25 protein-coding genes are annotated in these 21506 nt (G+C 40.2%); 9 read left to right on the top strand and 16 right to left on the bottom strand.

Going from position 1 to position 21506, the window contains the following annotated elements; translation table 11 throughout:
- The 3 genes from ACG59Z_RS05040 to ACG59Z_RS05030 all read left to right on the top strand — a co-directional run bounded on the left by ACG59Z_RS05040 (window position 1) and on the right by ACG59Z_RS05030 (window position 1335).
- On the top strand, window positions 1-360 hold the full coding sequence (locus ACG59Z_RS05040) for an ASCH domain-containing protein (RefSeq protein WP_400198167.1): 360 nt from the start codon (window positions 1-3) through the stop codon (window positions 358-360).
- An 80-nt stretch (window positions 361-440) separates the two neighbouring features.
- The gene (locus ACG59Z_RS05035; RefSeq protein ID WP_004710685.1) at window positions 441-944 is read left to right on the top strand and encodes a DUF6586 family protein; all 504 of its coding nucleotides are present in this window, start codon (window positions 441-443) and stop codon (window positions 942-944) included.
- 112 nt (window positions 945-1056) lie between these two features.
- Entirely contained in the window at window positions 1057-1335 is a 279-nt protein-coding gene (locus ACG59Z_RS05030) for a hypothetical protein (protein ID WP_002053465.1), read from the top strand.
- A gap of 36 nt (window positions 1336-1371) precedes the next feature.
- Here the strand turns inward: ACG59Z_RS05030 and ACG59Z_RS05025 are convergent, their stop codons facing one another.
- The 4 genes from ACG59Z_RS05025 to ACG59Z_RS05010 form a co-directional block, all read right to left on the bottom strand.
- Window positions 1372-3081, bottom strand: coding sequence for a cation:proton antiporter (locus ACG59Z_RS05025; protein ID WP_004698868.1), 1710 nt, complete (start codon window positions 3079-3081; stop codon window positions 1372-1374).
- Window positions 3082-3228: 147 nt separating this feature from the next.
- Window positions 3229-3384 carry a 50S ribosomal protein L33 gene (gene rpmG / locus ACG59Z_RS05020; protein ID WP_001205031.1) on the bottom strand — a complete coding sequence of 52 codons (156 nt, stop codon included), beginning with the start codon at window positions 3382-3384 and terminating at the stop codon, window positions 3229-3231.
- Between the two features lie 12 nt (window positions 3385-3396).
- Window positions 3397-3633, bottom strand: a complete 237-nt coding sequence (gene rpmB / locus ACG59Z_RS05015; RefSeq protein WP_000048256.1) for a 50S ribosomal protein L28 — start codon at window positions 3631-3633, stop codon at window positions 3397-3399.
- A gap of 167 nt (window positions 3634-3800) precedes the next feature.
- A complete protein-coding gene (locus ACG59Z_RS05010) occupies window positions 3801-5249 on the bottom strand; it encodes a coniferyl aldehyde dehydrogenase (protein ID WP_311087147.1) in 1449 nt (482 codons plus the stop codon).
- A 112-nt stretch (window positions 5250-5361) separates the two neighbouring features.
- Between ACG59Z_RS05010 and ACG59Z_RS05005 the strand changes: the two genes are divergently transcribed.
- The 5 genes from ACG59Z_RS05005 (at window position 5362) to ACG59Z_RS04985 (ending at window position 9206) form a co-directional block, all read left to right on the top strand.
- Complete coding sequence (locus ACG59Z_RS05005; protein WP_263612870.1) at window positions 5362-6054, top strand: TetR/AcrR family transcriptional regulator; 693 nt, start codon at window positions 5362-5364, stop codon at window positions 6052-6054.
- 74 nt (window positions 6055-6128) lie between these two features.
- Window positions 6129-6992, top strand: coding sequence for a formyltetrahydrofolate deformylase (gene purU, locus ACG59Z_RS05000; protein ID WP_005066088.1), 864 nt, complete (start codon window positions 6129-6131; stop codon window positions 6990-6992).
- A 389-nt stretch (window positions 6993-7381) separates the two neighbouring features.
- Window positions 7382-8137 carry a TonB family protein gene (locus ACG59Z_RS04995; RefSeq protein ID WP_311069537.1) on the top strand — a complete coding sequence of 252 codons (756 nt, stop codon included), beginning with the start codon at window positions 7382-7384 and terminating at the stop codon, window positions 8135-8137.
- 44 nt (window positions 8138-8181) lie between these two features.
- A complete protein-coding gene (locus ACG59Z_RS04990) occupies window positions 8182-8802 on the top strand; it encodes a MotA/TolQ/ExbB proton channel family protein (protein WP_002053291.1) in 621 nt (206 codons plus the stop codon).
- Window positions 8802-9206: a biopolymer transporter ExbD gene (locus tag ACG59Z_RS04985; protein ID WP_002053449.1), complete on the top strand. Its 405-nt coding sequence runs from the start codon at window positions 8802-8804 to the stop codon at window positions 9204-9206. The genes ACG59Z_RS04990 and ACG59Z_RS04985 overlap by 1 nt, the downstream gene beginning before the upstream one ends.
- 57 nt (window positions 9207-9263) lie before the next feature.
- On the opposite strand, the gene msrA is transcribed toward ACG59Z_RS04985, so the two are convergent.
- From msrA to lgt, 8 genes are all read right to left on the bottom strand, one after another.
- Window positions 9264-9788 carry a peptide-methionine (S)-S-oxide reductase MsrA gene (gene msrA / locus ACG59Z_RS04980; protein ID WP_396480414.1) on the bottom strand — a complete coding sequence of 175 codons (525 nt, stop codon included), beginning with the start codon at window positions 9786-9788 and terminating at the stop codon, window positions 9264-9266.
- Between the two features lie 135 nt (window positions 9789-9923).
- Window positions 9924-10421 carry an SRPBCC domain-containing protein gene (locus tag ACG59Z_RS04975; RefSeq protein WP_400198158.1) on the bottom strand — a complete coding sequence of 166 codons (498 nt, stop codon included), beginning with the start codon at window positions 10419-10421 and terminating at the stop codon, window positions 9924-9926.
- Between the two features lie 137 nt (window positions 10422-10558).
- Window positions 10559-11614, bottom strand: coding sequence for a DUF4105 domain-containing protein (locus tag ACG59Z_RS04970; RefSeq protein ID WP_400198156.1), 1056 nt, complete (start codon window positions 11612-11614; stop codon window positions 10559-10561).
- A 14-nt stretch (window positions 11615-11628) separates the two neighbouring features.
- On the bottom strand, window positions 11629-12138 hold the full coding sequence (locus ACG59Z_RS04965; protein WP_400198155.1) for a dihydrofolate reductase: 510 nt from the start codon (window positions 12136-12138) through the stop codon (window positions 11629-11631).
- Window positions 12139-12182: 44 nt separating this feature from the next.
- On the bottom strand, window positions 12183-13025 hold the full coding sequence (thyA, locus tag ACG59Z_RS04960; protein WP_002115009.1) for a thymidylate synthase: 843 nt from the start codon (window positions 13023-13025) through the stop codon (window positions 12183-12185).
- A gap of 165 nt (window positions 13026-13190) precedes the next feature.
- A complete protein-coding gene (locus ACG59Z_RS04955; protein ID WP_263612874.1) occupies window positions 13191-13556 on the bottom strand; it encodes a hypothetical protein in 366 nt (121 codons plus the stop codon).
- 11 nt (window positions 13557-13567) lie between these two features.
- Window positions 13568-13927 (bottom strand): hypothetical protein, encoded by a 360-nt coding sequence (locus ACG59Z_RS04950; RefSeq protein ID WP_174742772.1) that lies wholly within the window; start codon window positions 13925-13927, stop codon window positions 13568-13570.
- Between the two features lie 73 nt (window positions 13928-14000).
- Complete coding sequence (gene lgt / locus ACG59Z_RS04945; protein WP_200000190.1) at window positions 14001-14819, bottom strand: prolipoprotein diacylglyceryl transferase; 819 nt, start codon at window positions 14817-14819, stop codon at window positions 14001-14003.
- Between the two features lie 93 nt (window positions 14820-14912).
- On the opposite strand from lgt, the gene ACG59Z_RS04940 reads away from it, so the two are divergent.
- Window positions 14913-15692, top strand: coding sequence for an NRDE family protein (locus ACG59Z_RS04940; RefSeq protein ID WP_400198323.1), 780 nt, complete (start codon window positions 14913-14915; stop codon window positions 15690-15692).
- A 45-nt stretch (window positions 15693-15737) separates the two neighbouring features.
- Here ACG59Z_RS04940 and ACG59Z_RS04935 read toward each other — a convergent pair whose 3' ends face one another.
- The 4 genes from ACG59Z_RS04935 to tatB all read right to left on the bottom strand — a co-directional run bounded on the left by ACG59Z_RS04935 (window position 15738) and on the right by tatB (window position 21501).
- Window positions 15738-17930: a PhoX family protein gene (locus ACG59Z_RS04935; RefSeq protein WP_400198152.1), complete on the bottom strand. Its 2193-nt coding sequence runs from the start codon at window positions 17928-17930 to the stop codon at window positions 15738-15740.
- A 204-nt stretch (window positions 17931-18134) separates the two neighbouring features.
- Window positions 18135-20120, bottom strand: coding sequence for a PhoX family protein (locus tag ACG59Z_RS04930; protein ID WP_396462517.1), 1986 nt, complete (start codon window positions 20118-20120; stop codon window positions 18135-18137).
- Window positions 20121-20296: 176 nt separating this feature from the next.
- On the bottom strand, window positions 20297-21067 hold the full coding sequence (gene tatC / locus ACG59Z_RS04925; RefSeq protein ID WP_002053474.1) for a twin-arginine translocase subunit TatC: 771 nt from the start codon (window positions 21065-21067) through the stop codon (window positions 20297-20299).
- Complete coding sequence (gene tatB, locus ACG59Z_RS04920; RefSeq protein ID WP_400198150.1) at window positions 21064-21501, bottom strand: Sec-independent protein translocase protein TatB; 438 nt, start codon at window positions 21499-21501, stop codon at window positions 21064-21066. The genes tatC and tatB overlap by 4 nt, the downstream gene beginning before the upstream one ends.
- Window positions 21502-21506: the final 5 nt, after the last annotated feature.

Here is a 21506-nt window from a genome sequence, read left to right as displayed (position 1 = left end):
ATGCAACAATTTTTAGCTCTTTCTGTGGTTGCTCCAAATGGGACCCGTATAGCCCAAGGTGTAAAGACACTAGAAGTTCGTTCATGGGTGCCTACAGAGTTGCCTCTTAAAGATCTATTAATTGTTGAAAACCAGAATTTTTTAATCAATGATAGTGATGAAGAAGAGGGAATAGCTGTCGCTTTGGTCGATGTTGTCTCTATTCATGTTTGGCAAAATGACGAGATTGAACCTGCCTGTGCTACTGGATGGAGTGAAGGATATTTCGCTTGGGTTCTAAGTAATGTGCGACCAGTGAAGCAGCAGTTGAAAGTTCAGGCTAAACGAAAAATTTATCAAGTCGCTTTGGATTTTCCATAAATAACGTTGATTTTATCAATGGAGTCGTTAAGCTAAGAATAGCCACATTGATGGCAATTTTAGAACAGGAAAGTTTAGTTATGTCACGTGTTGCTCGTTATCATGCCGATCGTACCAATCAAAAACTCTATTTTGCGCGCTTAGCGTGTCAACAAGCAGAGCAAACTGATCATGTACAGCAGGTGCAAGCGTATCGTGAAACAGCTGTCTTTCACTTGCATGGTGCGATGCTGGCATTTCTGCAAGAACTGGTACGTTACTATCGTTTAAACGATTCACAGCCGACATTAAAATCGATTGAAGAACATATGGCGGCAAAAGGACAAGTTTCTCCTGAAGTTTCTGTTTTGCAGCAATTGGCAAAAGATGGTTTTGTGGCAGAGTTAAAGCGTGCTTACCGTATGTGCCAATATGCACCGGAACCCACTGAACCAACACCGGAAGAAGAAACATCTTCTAATTTGATCATTAAAGTGACTCAGGGACCCCAGTCATGGTTACCTGATGTGAAAATTTTGCGTGAATGGCATAGAGAGTTAAGTCATTTAATTGATGGTTTTCGTAACGAAATGGTCGAGTTCTAAAATTAAACTGTCTGAGCGCTTGAAATTTAATCCCAGTGCGCCTATATAAATAAGACGAGAGATGCAAAGTGCAAGGGTGCTTTGCCACCATGTTGAAACATGGAGGAAGTATATGTCTATACAGCAATTGAAAGAGTTATTTGGAAATCAAGAAGCAGTGTTGGAGTTAGTCCAACTCGAAGGTGGTGAGCTCGCCTTGCGTAATGCTGGTTCTGAAAAAGAGCCTTTGGTTAAAATTCAATTTAGTGATGAACTAAAAGAGATATTAGGCGAGCAAACGCCTATCGTTGCCCAACATATGATTCAAGCTGCTTTATTTGGACTGTTAGAGAAGCAGGTCAATGAATGGCAGGCTGAAGTTGTAGATGAGCAGCCTAAATTCCTAAGTTAAAAAAAGCGTACTCTTGAGTACGCTTTTTTGTATGCGTTAATGATGTGTTGACTGATGCGCGAGTTCGATTTGATTTAAAATATGATGGCTCATATTCTTTGCCATTTCTTCTTTTGCATAGAAGACTTCGCCGATATTTTCATCTCGAATAACTGCAGCTTCTTCTTTACTTTCTGCACAAATTAAAACCTGAATTTGAGGGTTTAATTGTTTAGCAATATCCACAATTCGGTGAATATCTAAAATATCCATAGGGGAAATTACCAATAGTCGTGCATGCATGATATGAGCCTGAATTAAAACACCAGGTTCAGTTGCGACACCACTCACGGCAGCAATATTTGCTTGACGCAGCTTTTCTACAATTTCACGATTTTCTTCTGCAATTACGACTTTAATGTTCTGATTAATTAAATTTTCAGTAATACGGCGTCCAACACCACCATACCCTACAATTACCACTTGATCGCGTAGATAAGCCTGATCGACTTCATCTGGCAACATCGCGAGTGGGTCACCACTACGCTCAAGAAGTCGTGCTAAATGAGAACGTTCACGAATCCAGCGTTGTACAGGTTCAACTGCCGAGAAAACAAAAGAGTTAAGCGTAATTGAGAACAAAGCGCCTGCTAAAATCAGGTTTTGAGCTTCTAGCGTTAATAGACCTAAAGAAACGCCAAGTGTTGCCAGAATAAATGAAAACTCACCAATTTGTGCAAGGCTGGCCCCGACGGTCAAAGCAGTATTGATTGGATAGCGGAAGAATAAAACTAAAGCCATTGCAGCAAGCGTTTTACCCACCATAATAATCGCGATAACTGCCAAAATATGCAGTGGACGCTCGATAAGGATATGTGGGTCAAACAACATTCCTACCGAAACGAAGAATAAAATCGAGAAAATTTCACGTAGAGGAAGGGTTTCTTCTTCTGCACGGTGGCTAAAGTCTGATTCTTTTACGACCATACCTGCAAAGAACGCCCCTAGCGCCATTGAAACCCCAAAGATGGCATAAGAGCCATAGGCAATCGAAACAGCTGCTGCTACAACGGTCAGCGTAAATAGCTCTCTTGAACCTAAACGCGCAACAAACTGCATTATGATAGGAACAACACGCTTACCCACAATAAGCATAAAGGCAATAAAGCCGATCACCTTTAATAGGGTGATTCCAAGCGTTAGCCAGATGTTTCCTTCTGCGCCCGCCGGTGCTTTTCCACCGAGTAAAACTGCTGTAGCTGGAAGAAGTACTAAAACAAGTACCATTACCAAATCTTCAACTAACAGCCAACCTACCGCAATTTTTCCGTTTACAGAGTCTAAAAGACCACGGTCTCCTAAAGCTTTTAATAATACAACGGTACTCGCACACGATAAGCTTAAGCCAAAAACCAATGCTGAACCAAAGCTCCAGCCCCATAACATTGAAACGCCAACGCCAAGTAAGGTGGCAACCGCAATTTGTAAAATCGCACCAGGCAAGGCAATACGTCGAACTTGTAAAAGATCATTTAATGAAAAATGCATCCCAACGCCAAACATGAGGAACATTACACCGAGTTCAGCAAGTTGGTTGGCAAGATGAATATCTGCTTCTATGCCAGGGGTATTAGGACTAATAATAATTCCGGCAATTAAGTAGCCGATAAGAGGAGGAAGTCGTAGTCGGGCGGCAATATAGCCAAAAAAGAGGGCAACGCCGAAACCAACAGCAAGTAAAATAATTAAATCTACGTCATGCGGCACTAAAAACTCCTTTTACGTGAGTTAGGCTAAAGACAAGCATAAAAAATGCCAAGGCGGAATATGTAGAAAGTTTAACAAAAAGGCGGGTATAAAAAAAATGCAAAAAAAAACGACTTCTTAAAGAAGTCGTTTTTTTCGACGCTAAAATTATTTGATTTTAGCTTCTTTGAAAATCACGTGTTGACGGATTTTTGGATCAAATTTTTTGATTTCCATTTTTTCCGGCATAGTACGTTTGTTTTTAGTCGTGGTATAGAAATAACCTGTACCAGCTGAAGAAACGAGACGAATCTTATCACGCATTGCTCAGACTCCTTAGATCTTTTGACCTTGAGCACGAAGGTCTGCAACAACCTTTTCGATACCCAATTTGTCAATAATACGCATACCTTTAGTGGTTAAACGAAGACGTACAAAACGTTTTTCGCTTTCTAACCAGAAACGGTGGTGGTGCAGGTTCGGCTCGAACCGGCGCTTGGTTTTGTTGTTGGCGTGTGAGACGTTGTTACCAACGACTGGACGCTTGCCGGTAACTTGGCAAACCTTAGACATGGTGTAACTCCATTGATTTAGCCAACAGCAAATCTGTGGCCAGTCATACTAAATGTAAACGGATGAATTCATTCAAGGGGCGTTTTATACCAAAAATACGATTAAAAGACAAGCGAAATTGGTAAAAACGAGGCATGATCTAGTGTAACAGATCATGCCTTGATCAGTTAACGCAACAAGGTTTTCGAAATGAAGCGATGAATTGGTTTATTGAACGGCGGAAGAATGTATTTCAGGCTATAAAGTTTTGGATTTGACATCACCGAACGTTCATGTGAAAGCCCGAAAAAGCCTTCTGGTCCGTGATATTTGCCCATACCTGATGCCCCAATTCCGCCAAATGGCAAGTCATCTTGAGCAACATGGGTAATGACCATGTTAATTCCGAAATGTCCTGAATGAGTATGCTGAGAGATATAATCGGCGCGTGCCTGATCATAGTCAAAATAATACATTGCTAAAGGACGTGGACGACTATTAATAAACTCAATGACTTCTTCTATTTGGTCATATTCTAAAATTGGTAGCACAGGACCAAAAATTTCATTTTGCATGATATCCATTGCAGTCGTTACACCAGTCACTAAAGTTGGTGGAATTTTGCGGACATCATCTAAAATTTCATTTTGCGGATTGATTTCAACAATACGAGCACCCTGATCACGGGCATTTTCAAGATAACCTTGAATCCGGTTGTACTGTTTATCATTAATAATAGAAGTGTAGTCTTGGTTATTGCGGAAATGAGGATACATTCCAGCCACAATCAATTTAAAGTTCTCAATAAACTCGGCTGTTTTCCCGCGTGGCAAGAAAATATGGTCTGGCGCAACGCAAGTTTGGCCTGCATTCCATAGTTTACCTACAGCAATACGCTGTGCGACATCTTTCATATCTACAGAAGCATGTACCAGAGCAGGGGATTTACCACCCAACTCAAGAATAACCGGCACAAGATTTTGAGCTGCAGCTGCCATGACTGTTTTACCAACAGAAGTCGAGCCTGTGAAAATCATTTTGTCGAAAGGCAGATGACTAAACGCATCAGAAATGACGCCACCGCCGTTTACTACAGCAACCAGTTCTTGTGGGAACGCTTCAGAAAGTGCATTTTCAAGAATCTGTCCAAAATTTGGAGATGCACTCGAAATTTTAATCATGGCATGGTTGCCGGCAGCCAAAGCACAGATGAGTGGACCAACAGACAGTAGTAACGGGTAGTTCCATGGTGTAATAATGCCAATTACGCCCATTGGTTGATATTGTACCCAACCTTTTGCTGGCTGATGTAATACACTGATATGACGTTTTGATGGTTTCATCCATCCGGTTAGGTTCTTACTGTAATACTTGATTTGTTCAAGACAAGTAAGTAACTCACCAATTTTGGTTTCCATAATGGCACGATTGCCATAATCAAGGTTAATTGCTTCGGCAATCTGATCTTGATATTTTACCAAGACTTTTTTAAGACGAGCTAAACGATCAATACGCTCTTTAGCAGTGGGTACCGGATGACGTAAGTAGGCAATCTTTTGCTGCTCAAGCAAATCTTGTAAATGCTTAACATCATAAGGAACCTGAGTCTCTGGATTTGTTTTTGTTTGACTGTTCATCGGTACTTACCAAATATACTGATATACTTATTTTTTAGAGTAAATACTCTAAAGAGTCAAGTTGGTTTCTGTGTGCAAGTCTTAACCATATGAATTAACGAAGGTTATTAAAATGTCTCTACCTAAAGCTCTGAAGACAAAAGACCGGATTTTACAAATCAGTTTGCAGCTCTTTAATGAGCGTGGCGAACGGTCTGTCACTACCAATCATATTGCTGCAGAGCTGGGGATCAGTCCTGGAAACTTGTATTATCACTTTCGAAACAAGCATGAAATTATTAAGGAATTAATGTATCAGTATCAGGTCGAGACTTTAGAAATGCTCTCTTTACCTGAAGACAGACCATTAACCACCAACGACAAAATTAGTTATTTTCAGGTGCTCAGTGGTCAGTTGTGGAACTATCGCTTTATTCATCGCGATGTTTATCACTTAGTTGAAAGTAACGAAGACTTTAAGAAGATCTATCCGCGCTTTGCGGGGCAGGTGATGCAGCAAGGACAAAGAATTTATCAGGCCTTTGTCGATGCGGGTCTTATGAAAATGACAGCTTCCGAAATTGAAGCACTCATTATTAACCTTTGGATTGTCTTAACCAACTGGACCAACTTTTTATATATGTCCGGACACATTAGTGACAATAACCACCTTGAGGAAAAATGGGTTTGGCAAGCATTACGCCAAATGGTTTTCTTAGAGGGCCCTTATTTAATGGGTGAAAGCCGTGCGACTTATGAACAATTGCTCGAATCACTTGGACCTTCTGATCTTTTTGCAAGCTTGTCATCCTTAAAAGATGAATAGTTGTGCTTGCTTATTTAGAGCGCTAGAATACTCGGCTTATTAAAAATTTGTCTCAATTAAGTGATATTAACAAAATGAATATGACCACTGCCAATACAGCCCGTTTACTGATTACTTGTGAAGACAAGCCTGGGATCGTACAGGCTGTATCGAGCTTTTTGTACCATCAAGGTGCAAACATTACCGCGCTTGATCAATATGCGACGGAAGCTCAAGGCGGACGTTATTTCATGCGTGTTGAATTTGAACTTGATCATTTACAGTCGCGTAAAGATGCATTAATTCAAACATTTGCTGCCAACGTTGCTGAACGTTATGGCATGCAATGGCGTCTTGCTTTCGTAAACGAAATTAAAAAGGTTGGTATTTTAGTTTCTAAAGTCGACCATGCTTTGCTTGAGTTATTATGGCGTCATGCGCGTGGTTCTTTACCTTGTGAAATTACGCATGTGATTTCTAACCATGAAGATTTACGTGAATCTGTTGAGAACTTTGGTATTCCGTTTACTGTAATTAAAGTAACCAAAGACAATAAAGCCGAAGCTTATGCTCAAATTGATGAAATGATGCAAGGTAACGACTTATTAGTTCTTGCACGTTACATGCAGATTTTAAGCGAAGATTTTGTTGCAAAATGGGAAATGAAAATCATCAATATTCACCATTCATTCTTACCTGCTTTCGTGGGGGCAAACCCATATAAGCAAGCCTATGAAAAAGGTGTGAAGTTGATTGGTGCAACAGCTCACTATGTGACTGCTGACCTAGACCAAGGCCCGATTATTGAGCAAGACGTTGAACGTGTAAGCCATGATTATAACGTTGAGCAGTTACGTGAGCTTGGTGAAGATGTAGAACGTAATGTATTGGCTCGCGCTGTTAAATGGCATTTGGAAGACCGCATTATTGTAGATGGTAATAAGACAGTTGTTTTCTAATTACCTTATATTTTTAAAAGCACACTTTTGAGTGTGCTTTTTTATGGCTAAAATAAATTTAAAATGTTATAACATAACCTTAATTTGATGTTCTATTGGTTATTCTCAATATTGTAACTACTTAATGTTTTTTTAAGTTGAGCACGATTTGATAAGTAGTCTATGGAACTAACAAATTTTAGTGTGTTGTCTAAGCATGAGAAAAGTAAGGTGATATCACTTTATGAAGTTAGATTGCACAATACTAGGAAATGTTTTTCGCAAAAAATTAGTTGCAAATGAAAACACTTCTCATTTATTATTGTGGCACTTTATTGTTCTATCCGATGTTTGAAATCGTTTCTATAAATTGAAGTCGAGATCATCATCCATTAGGTAATTAGATTCTTATGAGTCAATCTTCCGCAGCCTTAAACTCTCCCAATCCGATGAAAAAGAAAGTCATCACGGCCCTAATTGCGGTTGCAATTGGTCATATCGGGGTCTTATGGGCAGTTAGCCACATTAAGCCTGCTGAACTAAAGCCAATTGACAAGAAGCCTTTACAAGTCCGCTTTGTAAAAATTCAAGAACAACCAAAACCTTTACCACCGAAACCAAAAGAACCGCCTAAAAAGCCGGAACCCAAAAAAGAAGTGAAAGAGGTAAAGGTTGTTGAGAAACCTGTGATTCCACCTAAACCAGTGGAAAAAATTCAGCAGGTGAAAAAGGCTGAAACTCCTAAACAAACAGTAAAGACAGAACCTAAAGTTGAACCAAAAGTAGTTACTCCAACGACTACTGTGACTGAAAAAGTCGTTGAAAAGCCAAAACCAGTGGTACAAGAAGCACCTAAAGCTCAACCTGCGCCAGATCCATCACCGAAACATGTTTCAATTGGTGGTTCAGGTGTGCAGTGGAGTCGCTCACCACGTTTGACTGTTTCACCAAAAGATTTACAAGGCGAAGCGCGTTCAGTTGTTGTACTCATTGAAGCCGATGAAAAAGGCAAGATTACTAATGTGCGCGTAACCCGAAGCAGCGGCATTTCAAGTCTAGATGACAAAGTAGTCCGTGCTGTACGTGGTGCAAAATTTAAACCTTATATGGAAAACGGTGTTGCTTATCCAATTAAAGCAGAGCAACCGTTTGATTTAACCCCTTAAACGAATTTGAGTCCCAACGGCTAACCTTAATCAGGAGTTCGAATATGAACTTTTCAATCTATTGGCAACATGCAGATGCAGTGAGTAAAACCCTGTATTTCATCTTATTGGCAATGTCGATTGCTACCTGGACAGTTTTCATCTTACGTTTGATGGGGACTCGCCAATTAAAACAACAAGCTTATGCTCAACTCTCTAAAGCTATTAGTTCGCTAAAAGCGAAGTTACAGCCTTTGAGTTTTGAACAGCGTAAAGCAGTTGCAGAGCAAGCATTATTGCGCCAAATTTCTGCTGAAAAAGTCAATGCTGAGAAAGGTATTTCTGTTTTAGGAACAATTGCTTCAATTGCACCATTTGTTGGTTTGTTTGGTACGGTATGGGGTATTTTCCACGCGTTGGTTGCTGTAGGTAAGAGCGGACAAGCAGGATTGGCTCAAGTGGCTACACCAGTAGGTGAAGCACTTATTATGACTGGTCTTGGTCTTGCAGTTGCGATTCCTGCGGTATTGGCTTATAACATTTGTGTACGTGCTAACCGTGGTCTTGCTCATGATTTACAAGATCAAGCACACAGTTTGTTAATTGATACGATGTTGCAGCAAGACTCAACTGTAAAGTCTGATGTTAAAACTGCAGAGCAAAGTTATGTTGGAGGTCAAGCTTAATGGCTTTTCAATTGGGTGAAGACCACGATAGTGGCATAAATGAGATGAACCTCATTCCGCTAATCGACATTATGTTGGTGTTAATGATCATCTTTTTGGTCACAGCAACAGTTGCCAACCCATCGATTCCATTAACACTGCCTAAAACAACTGCTGAAATTATTGATCCACCACCAAAAGCAATTACGATTAGTATCAATGCAAATGGTGAAGTGGCTTGGGATACTCAAGTAATTAGCCTTGATGAGCTTCAAAAACGTTTCCAAGAAGCAGGTCAAGGTGCGGTTAAACCAACCGTTCAACTTCGTGCTGATAAAGAGTCGAAGTACGATACGGTAGCTCAGGTAATGTCTCGCGCCAGTGAAGCCGGACTGAGCGATATTGCCTTTGTCAGTGAAAACTAAAATTTAGTTTACTCAATAAAAAAGCAACCAATTTGGTTGCTTTTTTATTGCTCTGATTTATTGATCTTTCATCAGATGCTGGAATTTACTATACAGCTTGAGCAACTTAGGTGGAATCGCAAAGTTGCAATAACCTTGTGAAGGGTTCTTTGCATAGTAATTCTGATGATATTCTTCGGCTGGATAGAATGTCGGGACAGGAGACAGCTCAGTCACAATATCAAGATCGTCATCTTTTAACGTTTGAATCGTGTGTTCTGCTGCCTGTTTTTGCTCTTCATTATAATAATAAATAACAGAGCGGTACTGAGTACCAATATCATTACCTTGGCGGTTTAAAGTCGTTGGATCATGCGTTGCAAAGAAGACATCAAGTAACTGAGAATATGTAACTTGCTGTTCATCAAAGTCAATAAGGACCACTTCAGCATGCTGAGTGTCTCCTTGACATACTTGCTCATAGGTTGGGTGAGTTGTATGCCCACCAGCATAACCACTTGTTACTTTTTCTACACCACGTATTTGTAAAAATACGGCTTCGACGCACCAAAAACAGCCGCCGCCAAATAATGCCTGTTGCATTGTTTTTCCCTCTATTTCCTGCCTATTACAATAGGGTCTATCTAACTAGATTACAAAGTAAAGCGTGTATAAAAAAGTAAAGAAAAAGAGAATAACTTATTTAGTTTTCGATAGCCACCAACAGATCCTCTATATTTAAAGGGTTTCTAGATACGCTTCTAAGTTGGAGAATGTGCCATTAAATCCTTGTGTCATTCCATCGCGAGCAGAATCAAAAGTTGAGTTCTCAATATCGTCAGAGTTCCACGGTTGCCAAGTAATTGTGACTTTTGTTTTATTATCAATATCTTCAAAAGTTGTGGTTGCTAACATTTCTAAGGGCCATGTCGGTGACATAGGGTGTCGTGTGTTGTTACCGTCTTTGTCTGAGAAAGATTGAATAAACGTTAATCGCTCATTAGGTACAATCTCACGAAACACCTGCTTCCCCCACATTTGTGTTCCATCGGGTCCTTCTAACCCATAGTGATAAGTTCCACCCACTCTAAAATCCATTGAGGTATGAATGATTTTGAAATTTTTTGGACTCATCCAATTTTGTAAGTGATTAATATCAGTATGAACCTTGAATACAAGATCACGAGGTGCATTGAATACTTTAGAAATACTAAATGGTGTAATTTTTTCTGTCATGATTATTTTCCTTTATTAGAAAACTGGTTAATTTAAGTTATGGAGTTATTTTGTGATTCTTGCAAATTATTTTCAAAGCTAACAAAGTGTTCTTCTGATATTTGGCGAAAATGAGCCTATAAAATATTAAGCAGACTCTAGTCAACTTTGGGTAAACCTTGTCGCACAATTTGAGAGAAGTGTTCACTACTCTGATCTGAGAGTTGTTCAAAATGTTCAGTACGTGGATTGATATGTGCGATTTGATACCACTGTTTTAAACTAATATTTTGATTAAGCGCTTTAAGATCATATAAATAATTAGGTAGATAACCAGAGGCTATTAACCGATAATCTTTAGGAAGCTGATATGGGTTAATGGCTTGAACCATATCAAAAATTAAGGTTGTACAATTACTTGTGAGGGTGTTATACCATTTTGGCTGTGCACGTAGCTCATCTGACTTTTTAAGATATTCTAAAAATAACGCTTTTTGTTCTGAACGTGGCATATTGACTGGGAAATTATAAACTTGCTCTTTACGGATGTTGCTACGCGTGTAGACAATATCTTTTTCATCAGATGCAATTAAGCTCAGTTCATATTTTCTAAAAAAGCCACCCACTGCCGAAAACTCCTCAGTCTTTTCTTTTCGAATTTCGATTGAAAAAACTAAAGGCTGTTGATTCTTAAATTCGAAACTGACCAGCGTATGGGCAATTTGTGGCCCCATCCAGTAAGAAGTAATAATATTTATGCCATTTAACTGGTTCAGGTCAAAAGTACGGGTTTCCCAGCGAACGTCATAAGTACCATCGGGATGCCAGTTGAAGTTACGGACATTATGCAAAGTAATAACATCGCCGTGTTTTTCGTAACTTAGCATATTGGCAACTTCAGGGTTCCAGTCACGGTCTTGACGTGCAGTAATTGAGAAATACCAAACCAGAGAACAGGCAAAAGCTAAAAGATAAATTAAGATATCTGTACGACGGCTAATAATATGACCATTGAAATATAAGCCAGCCATACTTAATGCAAAGGCAATCCATATGCCGATAATAATACGGCTACCTAACCAGCCAAAAGGTTGTTGCACCCAAAGCGCTAAACATACCCAAATACTGGAAAGCACAATAAACAACGTGAATAAACCATGTAAAGCGCCGAAGAGGAGGGCGATAATAAATTCACGTGTTCCGATATTGTGCATAGGCGGCCATAAAATTATTTTTTATAAGTTGCAAATTCGAATGAAGTTCCTGTTTTTTCATCTACTTGCTGCTCGCTCGCAGTTTTATGAAATTCACTCGGTATAGTTGGATAATGTGCATCACCTTGGACATCTAAGTCAACATGAGTGAGCTCGAGACGGTCTGCAATTGACAAGGTTTGCTTAAATATTTCACCACCACCAATGATGAAAAGCGTCTGCTTTTCGGTGTTTTTGGCGTCTTCTAAAGCTGCGTTTAAAGCATCTTCAATTGAATACGCAATTTTTACGCTGTCAAAGTGCCAGTTAATGTCACGGGTAATCACCCAGTTCACACGGTTCGGTAGAGCACGGCCCATAGACTCAAGAGTCTTACGGCCCATGATGACCACACCACCTTGGGTGATTTCTTTAAAATGTTTTAAGTCGGCAGAGATATGCCATGGCAACGCATTGCCTTTACCAATACAGTGATTTTTGTCCATTGCGACAACGTGGACAACTTCTACATTTTGCCATGCCATAATCTTATTCTCTAAACCGTAATCTAATGAAATTTAAGCCGTCGTTATACTGCAACCGGAGCTTTAATTGCTGGATGTGACTCGTAACCTACAATCTCGATATCTTCAAATTTGAAATCGAAAAGGTCTTTAACTTCCGGATTAAGTTTTAATTGGCAAAGTGGTAATGGTTCACGCGTTAATTGTAGTCGTGCCTGCTCGAAATGGTTGGCATAAAGATGCGTATCGCCACCTGTCCAAACAAAATCACCTACGCCTAAACCGCACACTTGAGCAATCATATGGGTGAGTAAGGCATAGCTAGCAATATTAAATGGCACGCCCAAGAACACGTCAGCACTACGTTGATAAAGCTGGCATGACAATTTGTTGTCTTGTACGAAAAATTGGAAGAGTGTGTGGCAAGGTGGCAATGCAACTTGTCCAGCTTCATTCGGGTTCCAGCCAGAAACGATTAAACGGCGCGAATTTGGGTTAGTTTTGATTTCGTTAATTAACCATTTAATTTGGTCAAAACCATCTTGGTTATAAGTACCGTCAGCATTTTTAGTTGCGCCGAAATTACGCCATTGGTGGCCATAAACTGGGCCTAGTTCATGTTCTGGGCGGCCAAAACGAGCTGTTTGTTCTGCTGTAGCCCATTCGTCCCAAATTGAAACTTTATTGTCTTTTAAATATTGGACGTTGGTGTCGCCTTTTAAAAACCAAAGTAACTCAATCACAATAGAACGGAAGTGAACTTTTTTTGTGGTGAGTAAAGGAAAACCTTTAGAGAGATCAAAACGCATTTGATGACCAAATACAGAACGGGTTCCTGTGCCTGTACGGTCGCCTTTGTCACCGCCATTATCAAGGATATGTTGTAGTAGGTCTAAATATGCACGCATAACACTCTCGAGTTCGGATTAATTCCATAAAATAAAGGGGGGAGATAGCTCAACGATAAATAATTACGCAATAGAGCTGCTTCATCATGAACCATTGAAGATGATACCTGTTGTAGCTCAAGATGAAAATCTAAAAATAGTTCTATGGCATTTCAAGAGGCGTAATTATTCAAAACGCTTGGCACGATTTTGATAAATTGAAACAAGAAAAAATCCAACCAGTACAAAGCCTAAAGCTTGTATCGTTACGATCCAATTATGCTGAGGTGGCAATATCCATACCACAATAGCAACAATAAGAAGAGGATAAATTCTAAGCAGAAACTGGAAGTTAGATTTATATGAACTACGGTCTGGAATTTTTGTTTGTAAATATTGCCCGAAATGAAGTCCGAAACCTAACGCAAGGCTCAGAATAGTGTAAGTCGGCGATAAAGGCTGGACTTGATTGGCTACATAAATTGCAGCACAAACGACAATAATGAAGATGAGTTTGATGTGACGCGGTGCGTTGTACCAATAAGCCAACATAAAACGGGAGCCTATTTGTTAAATAACGATTGTGGTGAAAAAATAAAAGCAGCAAGCGCCATAAATGCAATGCCTTGAACGCCCCAAATAAGTAAGTTAGGCATGGCTTTCACAAAAATAAGTGCAAACAAGAGGGCAATAGGGACCCATGTAAATAGACGGTAAAGTAAACCGGTTGGGTTACTTTGAGCAAAATGCAATTTAAAGTAGCGGCAGATTAAAAAAATAACCCCAGTTCCCGTAAACATTAAAATAGTATCTAACGGTAATGGTTGATATTGATATAACCCAATACAGATTAAGAGGGTAATAATTAAGATCATTAATTTTTTAAAAGTCGGGACTTGCTTGTTAAACCAGAATTCCAGCATGGTGTATCTTCTTTCTTGGGAGATAAAAACTGTAGCATAAAAAAGAGGAGCCGAAACTCCTCTGATTTAGATGTTAACTGTTCTTTTGTGGGCCCCAGTCATAAATTTTCTTTTGATAGGCATACCACATCATCCAAAGGCCAATGAGTAACATTGGAACTGTAAGAATCTGACCTTTAGTCATCCAACCAAATAAAATGAAACCTTGGTCGGCATCGGGTTGACGGAAGAATTCCATTACAAAACGTGCAACGCCGTAACCCATTAAAAATAGTGCTGAAACGGCCATACGTGGGCGAGGTTTTGAACTAAACCACCACAAGATAATGAATAGAATTAGACCTTCACAAAGTGCTTGATAAATTTGAGAAGGGTGGCGAACTAAATGTAATGGATCGGTTGGGAAAATCATTCCGAATGGATAATTCGGATCTGTAACCGCGCGACCATATAACTCTCCACCAATAAAGTTACCGAAGCGTCCGAACATTAAGCCTGTCGGTACACACGGGGCAATAAAGTCGAGTGTCTGGAACCATGTTTTTTGATATTTTTTACACCAGAATAGCATTGCAATCATAACGCCTAAGAAGCCGCCGTGGAAGCTCATACCACCAGTCCAGACTTGGAATAGCCAGATTGGGTTTTCAAGGAATTTATCAAACTCATAGAAAAGCACATAGCCGATACGTCCGCCGAGCACAACACCTAAAGCGCCGTAAAACACCAGATCGGAAACCATGTCCGATGTCCAGCCATCACGCTGTTTGGCACGGTAGGAAGCGAGTCCCCAAGCACATAAAAATGCCAATAAATACATGAGTCCATACCAATGGACTTGAAGAGGTCCTAGATGTATTGCGACCGGATCGATATTAGGATAGGTCAGCATTGCTGCTCCTTGATCTTACGTTTTGACAGATTGTAGCGGAATGATGTGAAAAATGTTGTACATTCAATGTGTAAACATAGGGAACAAGAATCAATGTGTATTGTGGCTTTAGCATGGCATGTTCTGGATGATATGCCCTTGTGTCTTATTTCAAACCGTGATGAGTTTTATCACCGACCAACCGCATTGTTGCATCAATGGGAACATGCACCCATCATTGCAGGGCAAGACTTACAGTCCGGTGGCACTTGGATGGGCGTTACGCCACAGGGTCGATGGGCTGTGTTAACTAATTTCCGTGATGGACGTGATAAACAGCAATACGAGACGTCTCGAGGTCATTTGGTTCAGGCTTTTTTAGAGTCGGATTTGTTGCCGATTCGCTTTGCGCAACAATTGGAACAACAGCAACAGAACTTTGCTGGTTTTAACTTGTTTATGGGAAATGCTGATCAGGCAGTCTATATGAGTAACCGCGGTGAGGCTCCTCAAGTATTAGCCAACGGCGTATATGTGGTTTCGAATGGTTTAATGTCCGATCACTGGGAGAAAACCAGACATTTAAGAACCCGTTTTACGCAAGAGTTCTTGCCTATGCATCAGCACAAAACAGAAGAGTTAAGCTTGCAACATGCAGCGTGGGATATTTTAGAAGATGAACGTAAAGTCACCACAGCATTGTTGCCAAATACGGGCATTCAACCAGAAATGGAAGAGTTATTATCATCGACTTTTATTCAAAGCCCAGTATATGGAACACGTTGTTCGAATTTTTTAAGAATGACCAATAATGAATGGATTTGGTTGGAAAAGACCCAGCAAGGCGAACATAGCGGCCAAATTGTACAGCAGCAGATACTTCTAAATCGTTAACAAAATGCCGATCAAATGATCGGCATTTTTCTAGGGAGAAATAAATTAACCAGCAATAACACCACCATCTTTACGGGTAATAACTACAGTTGCCGAACGTGGGCGCGCAGTTTTGTTGCTTGGGTCTTTTTGTGTGGCAGGCCAGTTACTTTCTGGTTTTGCGTAACTTGACGAATCTTCACCAGGGTGCTGAACATTAATGAAAATTGCCTTATAGTCCGGTGTCATGGCAATACCAGTAATTTCACATTGCTTTGGTCCGACTAAGAAACGGCGTAATGTTGCATCTGTAACTTTAGCGCCTGTTATGGTTTGCTGACCATTTGATGTAGTTGCCGCACCGCCATCACCAATTTGACCTGGTAGGGCAGCAAGCATCATACAGTTGGTGACATCTGTATAAGCACCGTCATCTGTTTCAATCCAGAGAACACCGCGTGGGTCAAACCACATACCATCTGGAGATGAAAAGTCGTTATTGTCTGTTAAGCCTGACAAGTTGATGTTTGAAGCCATCGAAGCTTCTGCACCAAATAAGTAAATGTCCCATTTGAAGGTTTCAGCAGTTGTTTTGTCATCGGCTTCTCTAAAACGAATGATATGGCCGTTTACATTTCCCTTTTGTTCTTTTGTGCCTGCATATAGGTCAGTATAGTTACGAGGGTTGGCTGCATCTGTAGGGTAATCTTTACCACGGTTTGAGTTGTTGGTGAGTGTGACATAAATTTCACCATTAATCGGGTTAACGGTTGCCCATTCTGGGCGGTCCATTTTTGTTGCACCGACTGAATCTGCTGCTAAACGCGCAAAAGTGACTGCGTCTGCCTGAGATTTAAATGGATAGGTCGTGTTACTTTCATTTAAACCATTTTTACCGTAGGCAAGTTCAATCCATTGACCTGAACCATCGTTATTAAATTTGGCAACATACAACTTACCTGAGTTCATGTATTTGTCACCGGCTGCATAGCCGCCGTTTATATCTTTTGTGTCCCACACTGCGGTTGAAACAAACTTATAGATATATTCGCCACGAGAGTCATCACCCATATAAAATGCGATTGGTTGACCTGCTACGGCACGACATGCACTGTCTTCATGGGCAAAACGGCCTAATGAGGTACGTTTAACCGGATTTTGACGGTTATCAAATGGGTCAATTTCGACCATCCAGCCAAATGTGTTTGGTCCATTGCGGTAATCTTGGGTTGCTTGAGCCGCTTTTACATCGGCATTCCAGCGGTCATATAGGTCTTGTGCCTCTACTTGCCCAATTGCGGTTTCCCAACCGTAACGAGAACTCGACCCTGCTTTAAGGCCATAGCGTTTAAGGGCAATAATTTCTTCTGGAGTACGTAGCGCATCATCAGTTGTGCTACGGGCAAAATAACCGATAAAGTTTTCTTCTGTGGTTAAGTATGTTCCCCAAGGTGTATAGCCATTACCACAGTTATTGTGTGTACCACGAGTCTGACGGCCAGCAGGTGAAAAGCGCGTTGAAAGTAAGTTAGACCCTGCTGCTACACCAGCGAAGTCCATGACTGTAGAACCTGTAATACGTCTATTAAAAATAGAGTTTTTTACAACCTCGACTTTTTGAGTAGCAGGGTCTTTTTTAATATGTACTACAGAAACCCCATGGGCATTGGTTTCACGAATGACTTCGTCTTCTGGGCGGCGTCCATCAACTTTGGTTGGACCTTTAGGGTGTAGAAAGGTTTGGTTGATGTATTCGTGGTTCATCACCAATAAACCTTGTGCTGAAACAGTGTCATCAAAACGGTTTGTTGATGTGTTTAAACCAAAATAGTGCATACCATCGTGGCAGTCGCCAGAGCGAAACTGGAAGCTTGGACCAGATGGAATATTGTTATCGTCCCAATCACCAAAAGAAGGATTAATAGAGTCACCTAAAGCGTAAATCACATTTGCCTCATAACCTTCTGGTACGGTCACAATATCATTTAAATTTTTAGCAACTGGCGTAAAGGTAAGTTTTTCTGGCTTTTTATTCGGATCGACTGGAGCAGTTCCACCGTTGTTGGAGCCAGAGTCATCGTTATTATCATTACAGCCCGTTAAAGTGGAGGCTAAAGTTAATGCCACAGCCCCGCTTGCTGCTTTAGTAATGAGACTACGACGACTTACGTATTGGTCTAAAACATCACGAAAGTGAATATTGTTCGAAGTGTTGTTGTCTAGTTCCTGATCTTCATGATATGGGGTCAAGTCGTTCATATTAAATTCCTAATTCAAAATAAGTTTTTTCTAAATGTCTTGATTAGCTTAAGTTTTGAATATGACGAGGTCTTGACGTTTTAATGATAACTTAATGAAAAATTTGATCGTTTAGTCAAAAAGAAAAGTACTTTTTATTTTTATGGGGGTTTTTAAATAAAAGAAACCTGCATAAAGCAGGCTTCTTTTGAGTTGCGGTAAGAATTATTTCTTTACAACAGATGGTGCTAGAGGGTCAGCCGTAATATAACCAACTGCCGCTGCAAAACGATCTTTGTAGTTTGCACGAACAAGAGGATCAAGAGTCGCTTTTACTTTATCGTGTAATGGAGATTCCCAGTCACCCGGATGCTGGAAGTTACTCATGATGTAAGTCCAGCCATTCACTGCATCTACAGCATGTAAACCTGTCGATTCAGCACCAGCAGGTGTTGATAAGATACGGCTTAATTGTTTGGTATCTACGTTATATGCCCATAAGAAGTTATTTACGTGCATACCACTGTCTTCACCAATGAAGAGCGTACGTAAGTTTTCAGAGAACTTAATGTTATCTGGGTTTGCAATTTTATCTGCATTTGCAAGGTTACCCAAAGCATCAGCAGTGGTGAGGTCTTCACCCACTAAAGCTGCTGGCGGTTCCATATGAGTCGATACCCATTCACTGTTAATGAGCTGACCTTTGTTGTCAACTTGGCTGCCTTTTAAAGTGTGCGCATAAACTGCACCAGCTTTTGGACCCTGTACTTGAATATCAGTGGTTTTATCAACCATAGAAGACTGTACATAAGACATCGCAGAGTATGCGATTTTGTCTTTAATATTGACAGTTGTGCCTTCCATTTTGGTGAAGCCCATACTTGCGCCCACTAAAGCTGCATAACGATGCGTTTCTAAGAAAGCCGCTTCACGCTCTTTACCCGGTACAAGTTTGACCCAGTTATTTTTGCCGCTATAACGGATTTTGGTATAGCTTGCATCTTGAGGATCTGTAGTTTTTACATCCATCAAGTCTGAAATCTTGTATTGATCTGCCCAGCTTTTTACTTCTGCACTTGTTGCATGGCCAAGGTTAATCCAAGAAATATCACCTGCACCAGCGCCTACGCCTGAGGTTTGCTTCCATTTAGCAACATAGAGCGTACCCGCAGATAAGTCTTTTTCTTTATCGGCAACAAACATGAATAAACCGCCATTCGTTGCATCATCACCCATCAATGCAGTGCGGTTATCTGGCATAACTTGAATAAGTTCGTGCGAGATACGACCTAAACAGTAATGTTTTTTGATTGAACCTGTACCATCTGTATTTACAGTCACTTCTGGTAAATGACCGTAGTGGTATGGGTTACCTTTGGTACTGTCACCAAATAAGTTTTTGCTAAATACTGGTAAGTAGCTTCCAGCAACATTGTTTGCGTCTGGTTCGTATTCTTCACTAGAAAGGTGAGTTCCCCATGGAGATAAGCTTGCACCACAAGTAATCCATAAACCGTTTACTTTAGACGTATCGACATTGTGGTATTTAACCAGTGTTAAATGACCAGTTTTAGGGTCTTGGTCTAAAGTTAAAATCGCAATTGGAGATGGTAGTAAGCCATACATAGACGCTAAGCTTTGGTCGCGAGTCGTATATTCAAACTGAACGACATGAAATACAGGGTTGCCTGTAACACCTAAAGCTTGTTTGTCTGCATCGGTAAAGTCACGACCTGTTGCTTGTTTAAAGCTAATTAAAGAGCTTCCATCTGGACAGTCAGAGAAGAATTGACGTTCTTGACCTGGTTTTGACTTATCAATAATCGGCTGATTATTAATATCAACATAACCACCCGCTAGAATTTTTCCACCTTTACCGTCTGCAACCAGATCACCAGTTGTAAAGAATGGCTTGTACGCTAATGTGTAGTCAGTTTTTGAGCCATCTTCCCAGCTAATTGAAAGGCTTGATCCAACAGTTGTTGTTGCCATCGCTGCTGGGTTGGCTAAAGATGGTGCAGCCATTGAGGTAAACGTTGCATTTTTAAAGTTTACTGTTGGTGGTGGAGTAACAACATCTGAATCATTATTACTGTCATTACAGCCTGCTAACGTTGCTGCCGTAGCCATCGCACCTAATGGAAGAAAAGGGATCCCCGTAAACCATTTTAAAATATCGCGACGTGTTGGGTGGTTAGAAGCAGTTGTCATAATAAATCCGTAACTTTTGTGTGTATATTTGTTGAGTCGATTCTATGGATTGGAAATGACACTTTTCTTACATTTTTAAGTCACTTTGAAGACAGTTTATAATTTGATTAATTAAGGCGATTTAAAAGTAAAAAGCCCAAATCTTAATGTTTGGGCTTTTAAAGAGAAGTTTTAAATTATTCAGCAGTCTGGCTTTTTCTCTTCTCAAGAATTTTACCGAACAGTAGGCCTATTTCAAAAAGTAACCACATTGGAATCGCTAGCATCACCATTGAAATCGCATCTGGCGGTGTAATAAACATAGCAACAAAAAAACAGCCCACAATAATAAAACGTCTTTTTTCAGCAAGGCTTTGAGTATTTACTACGCCAATTAAAATCAGTAATAAGGTTGCGATAGGAATTTCAAAAGTGACACCAAACACTAAAAATAGCTTTAAACAGAAGCTTAAATAACTATTAATGTCGGTCATTGGCGCTACTGTTTCAGGTGAAACGCTAATAAAGAAATGTAATATTGCCGGCAAGGTAATGTAATAAGCAAAAGCGACGCCTGCATAAAATAGAACAATACTGCCAATGAGTAACGGTAGCGCTAAATGGCGTTCTTTTTGATAAAGCGCAGGGCGAACAAAAGACCATATTTCATAAAGAATAAATGGCATTGCAAGCATAAGTGCGACAAATAAATTAAGTTTAAATGGCGCCATAAAGGTTGCTGTTACATCCGTTGCAATCATTGAAGATGATGCAGGAAGTTGTAACCTTAAAGGCTCAGACAATAATTGGTAAGTATTATTTCGAAAGGGTAGTAAACAAAAGAATAAGAATAATGTTACCCCTACAATCCTGAATAAATGGCGTCTTAAAACCACCAAATGATTCATGATTGGCATTTGGTCTAGGTTTTCTTGACTATTTACAGTGGTTGAAGGCAGTTGGTTCATACGGCAATCTTCAATTCAACAGGAGATGTTTCTGGAATATCAGTTTGAGGAACTAAAGGCATAGGTTTGGCAACATACGGCACTTTGTAATGGTCTGATATAGGAATACATTTCCGAATAGGCTTTTGTGTTGTTTTAGGCGTTTCTGGAACTTCTAAATGTTCTGAAATCTGCTGTTTTTGTATTTCTTCAAGCTGCTGTTGTACTTTTCGTTCCAATGCTTCAATGCGGTTAAGTTCCTCTTGCATTTCTTTGCGGAACTCAGAAAGACGCAGCTCCTGATCAATCTCGTTTTGCAAATTGGTGATATAGCGTTTTAGTCGAACATACCAACGACCTGCAAAACGTGCAGCTTCGGGAAGCTTATCTGGACCTAAAACTAAAATTGCAATAATTGCAAAACAGAGTAGCTCTGTCATTCCTACATCAAGCATGGGAC

It is taken from the genome of Acinetobacter sp. ABJ_C1_1, from assembly GCF_044684115.1.
Classification (GTDB): domain Bacteria; phylum Pseudomonadota; class Gammaproteobacteria; order Pseudomonadales; family Moraxellaceae; genus Acinetobacter; species Acinetobacter nosocomialis_A.
The sequence above is the reverse complement of the archived record's forward strand: the minus strand, read 5'-3'. Positions and strand labels throughout refer to the sequence as shown.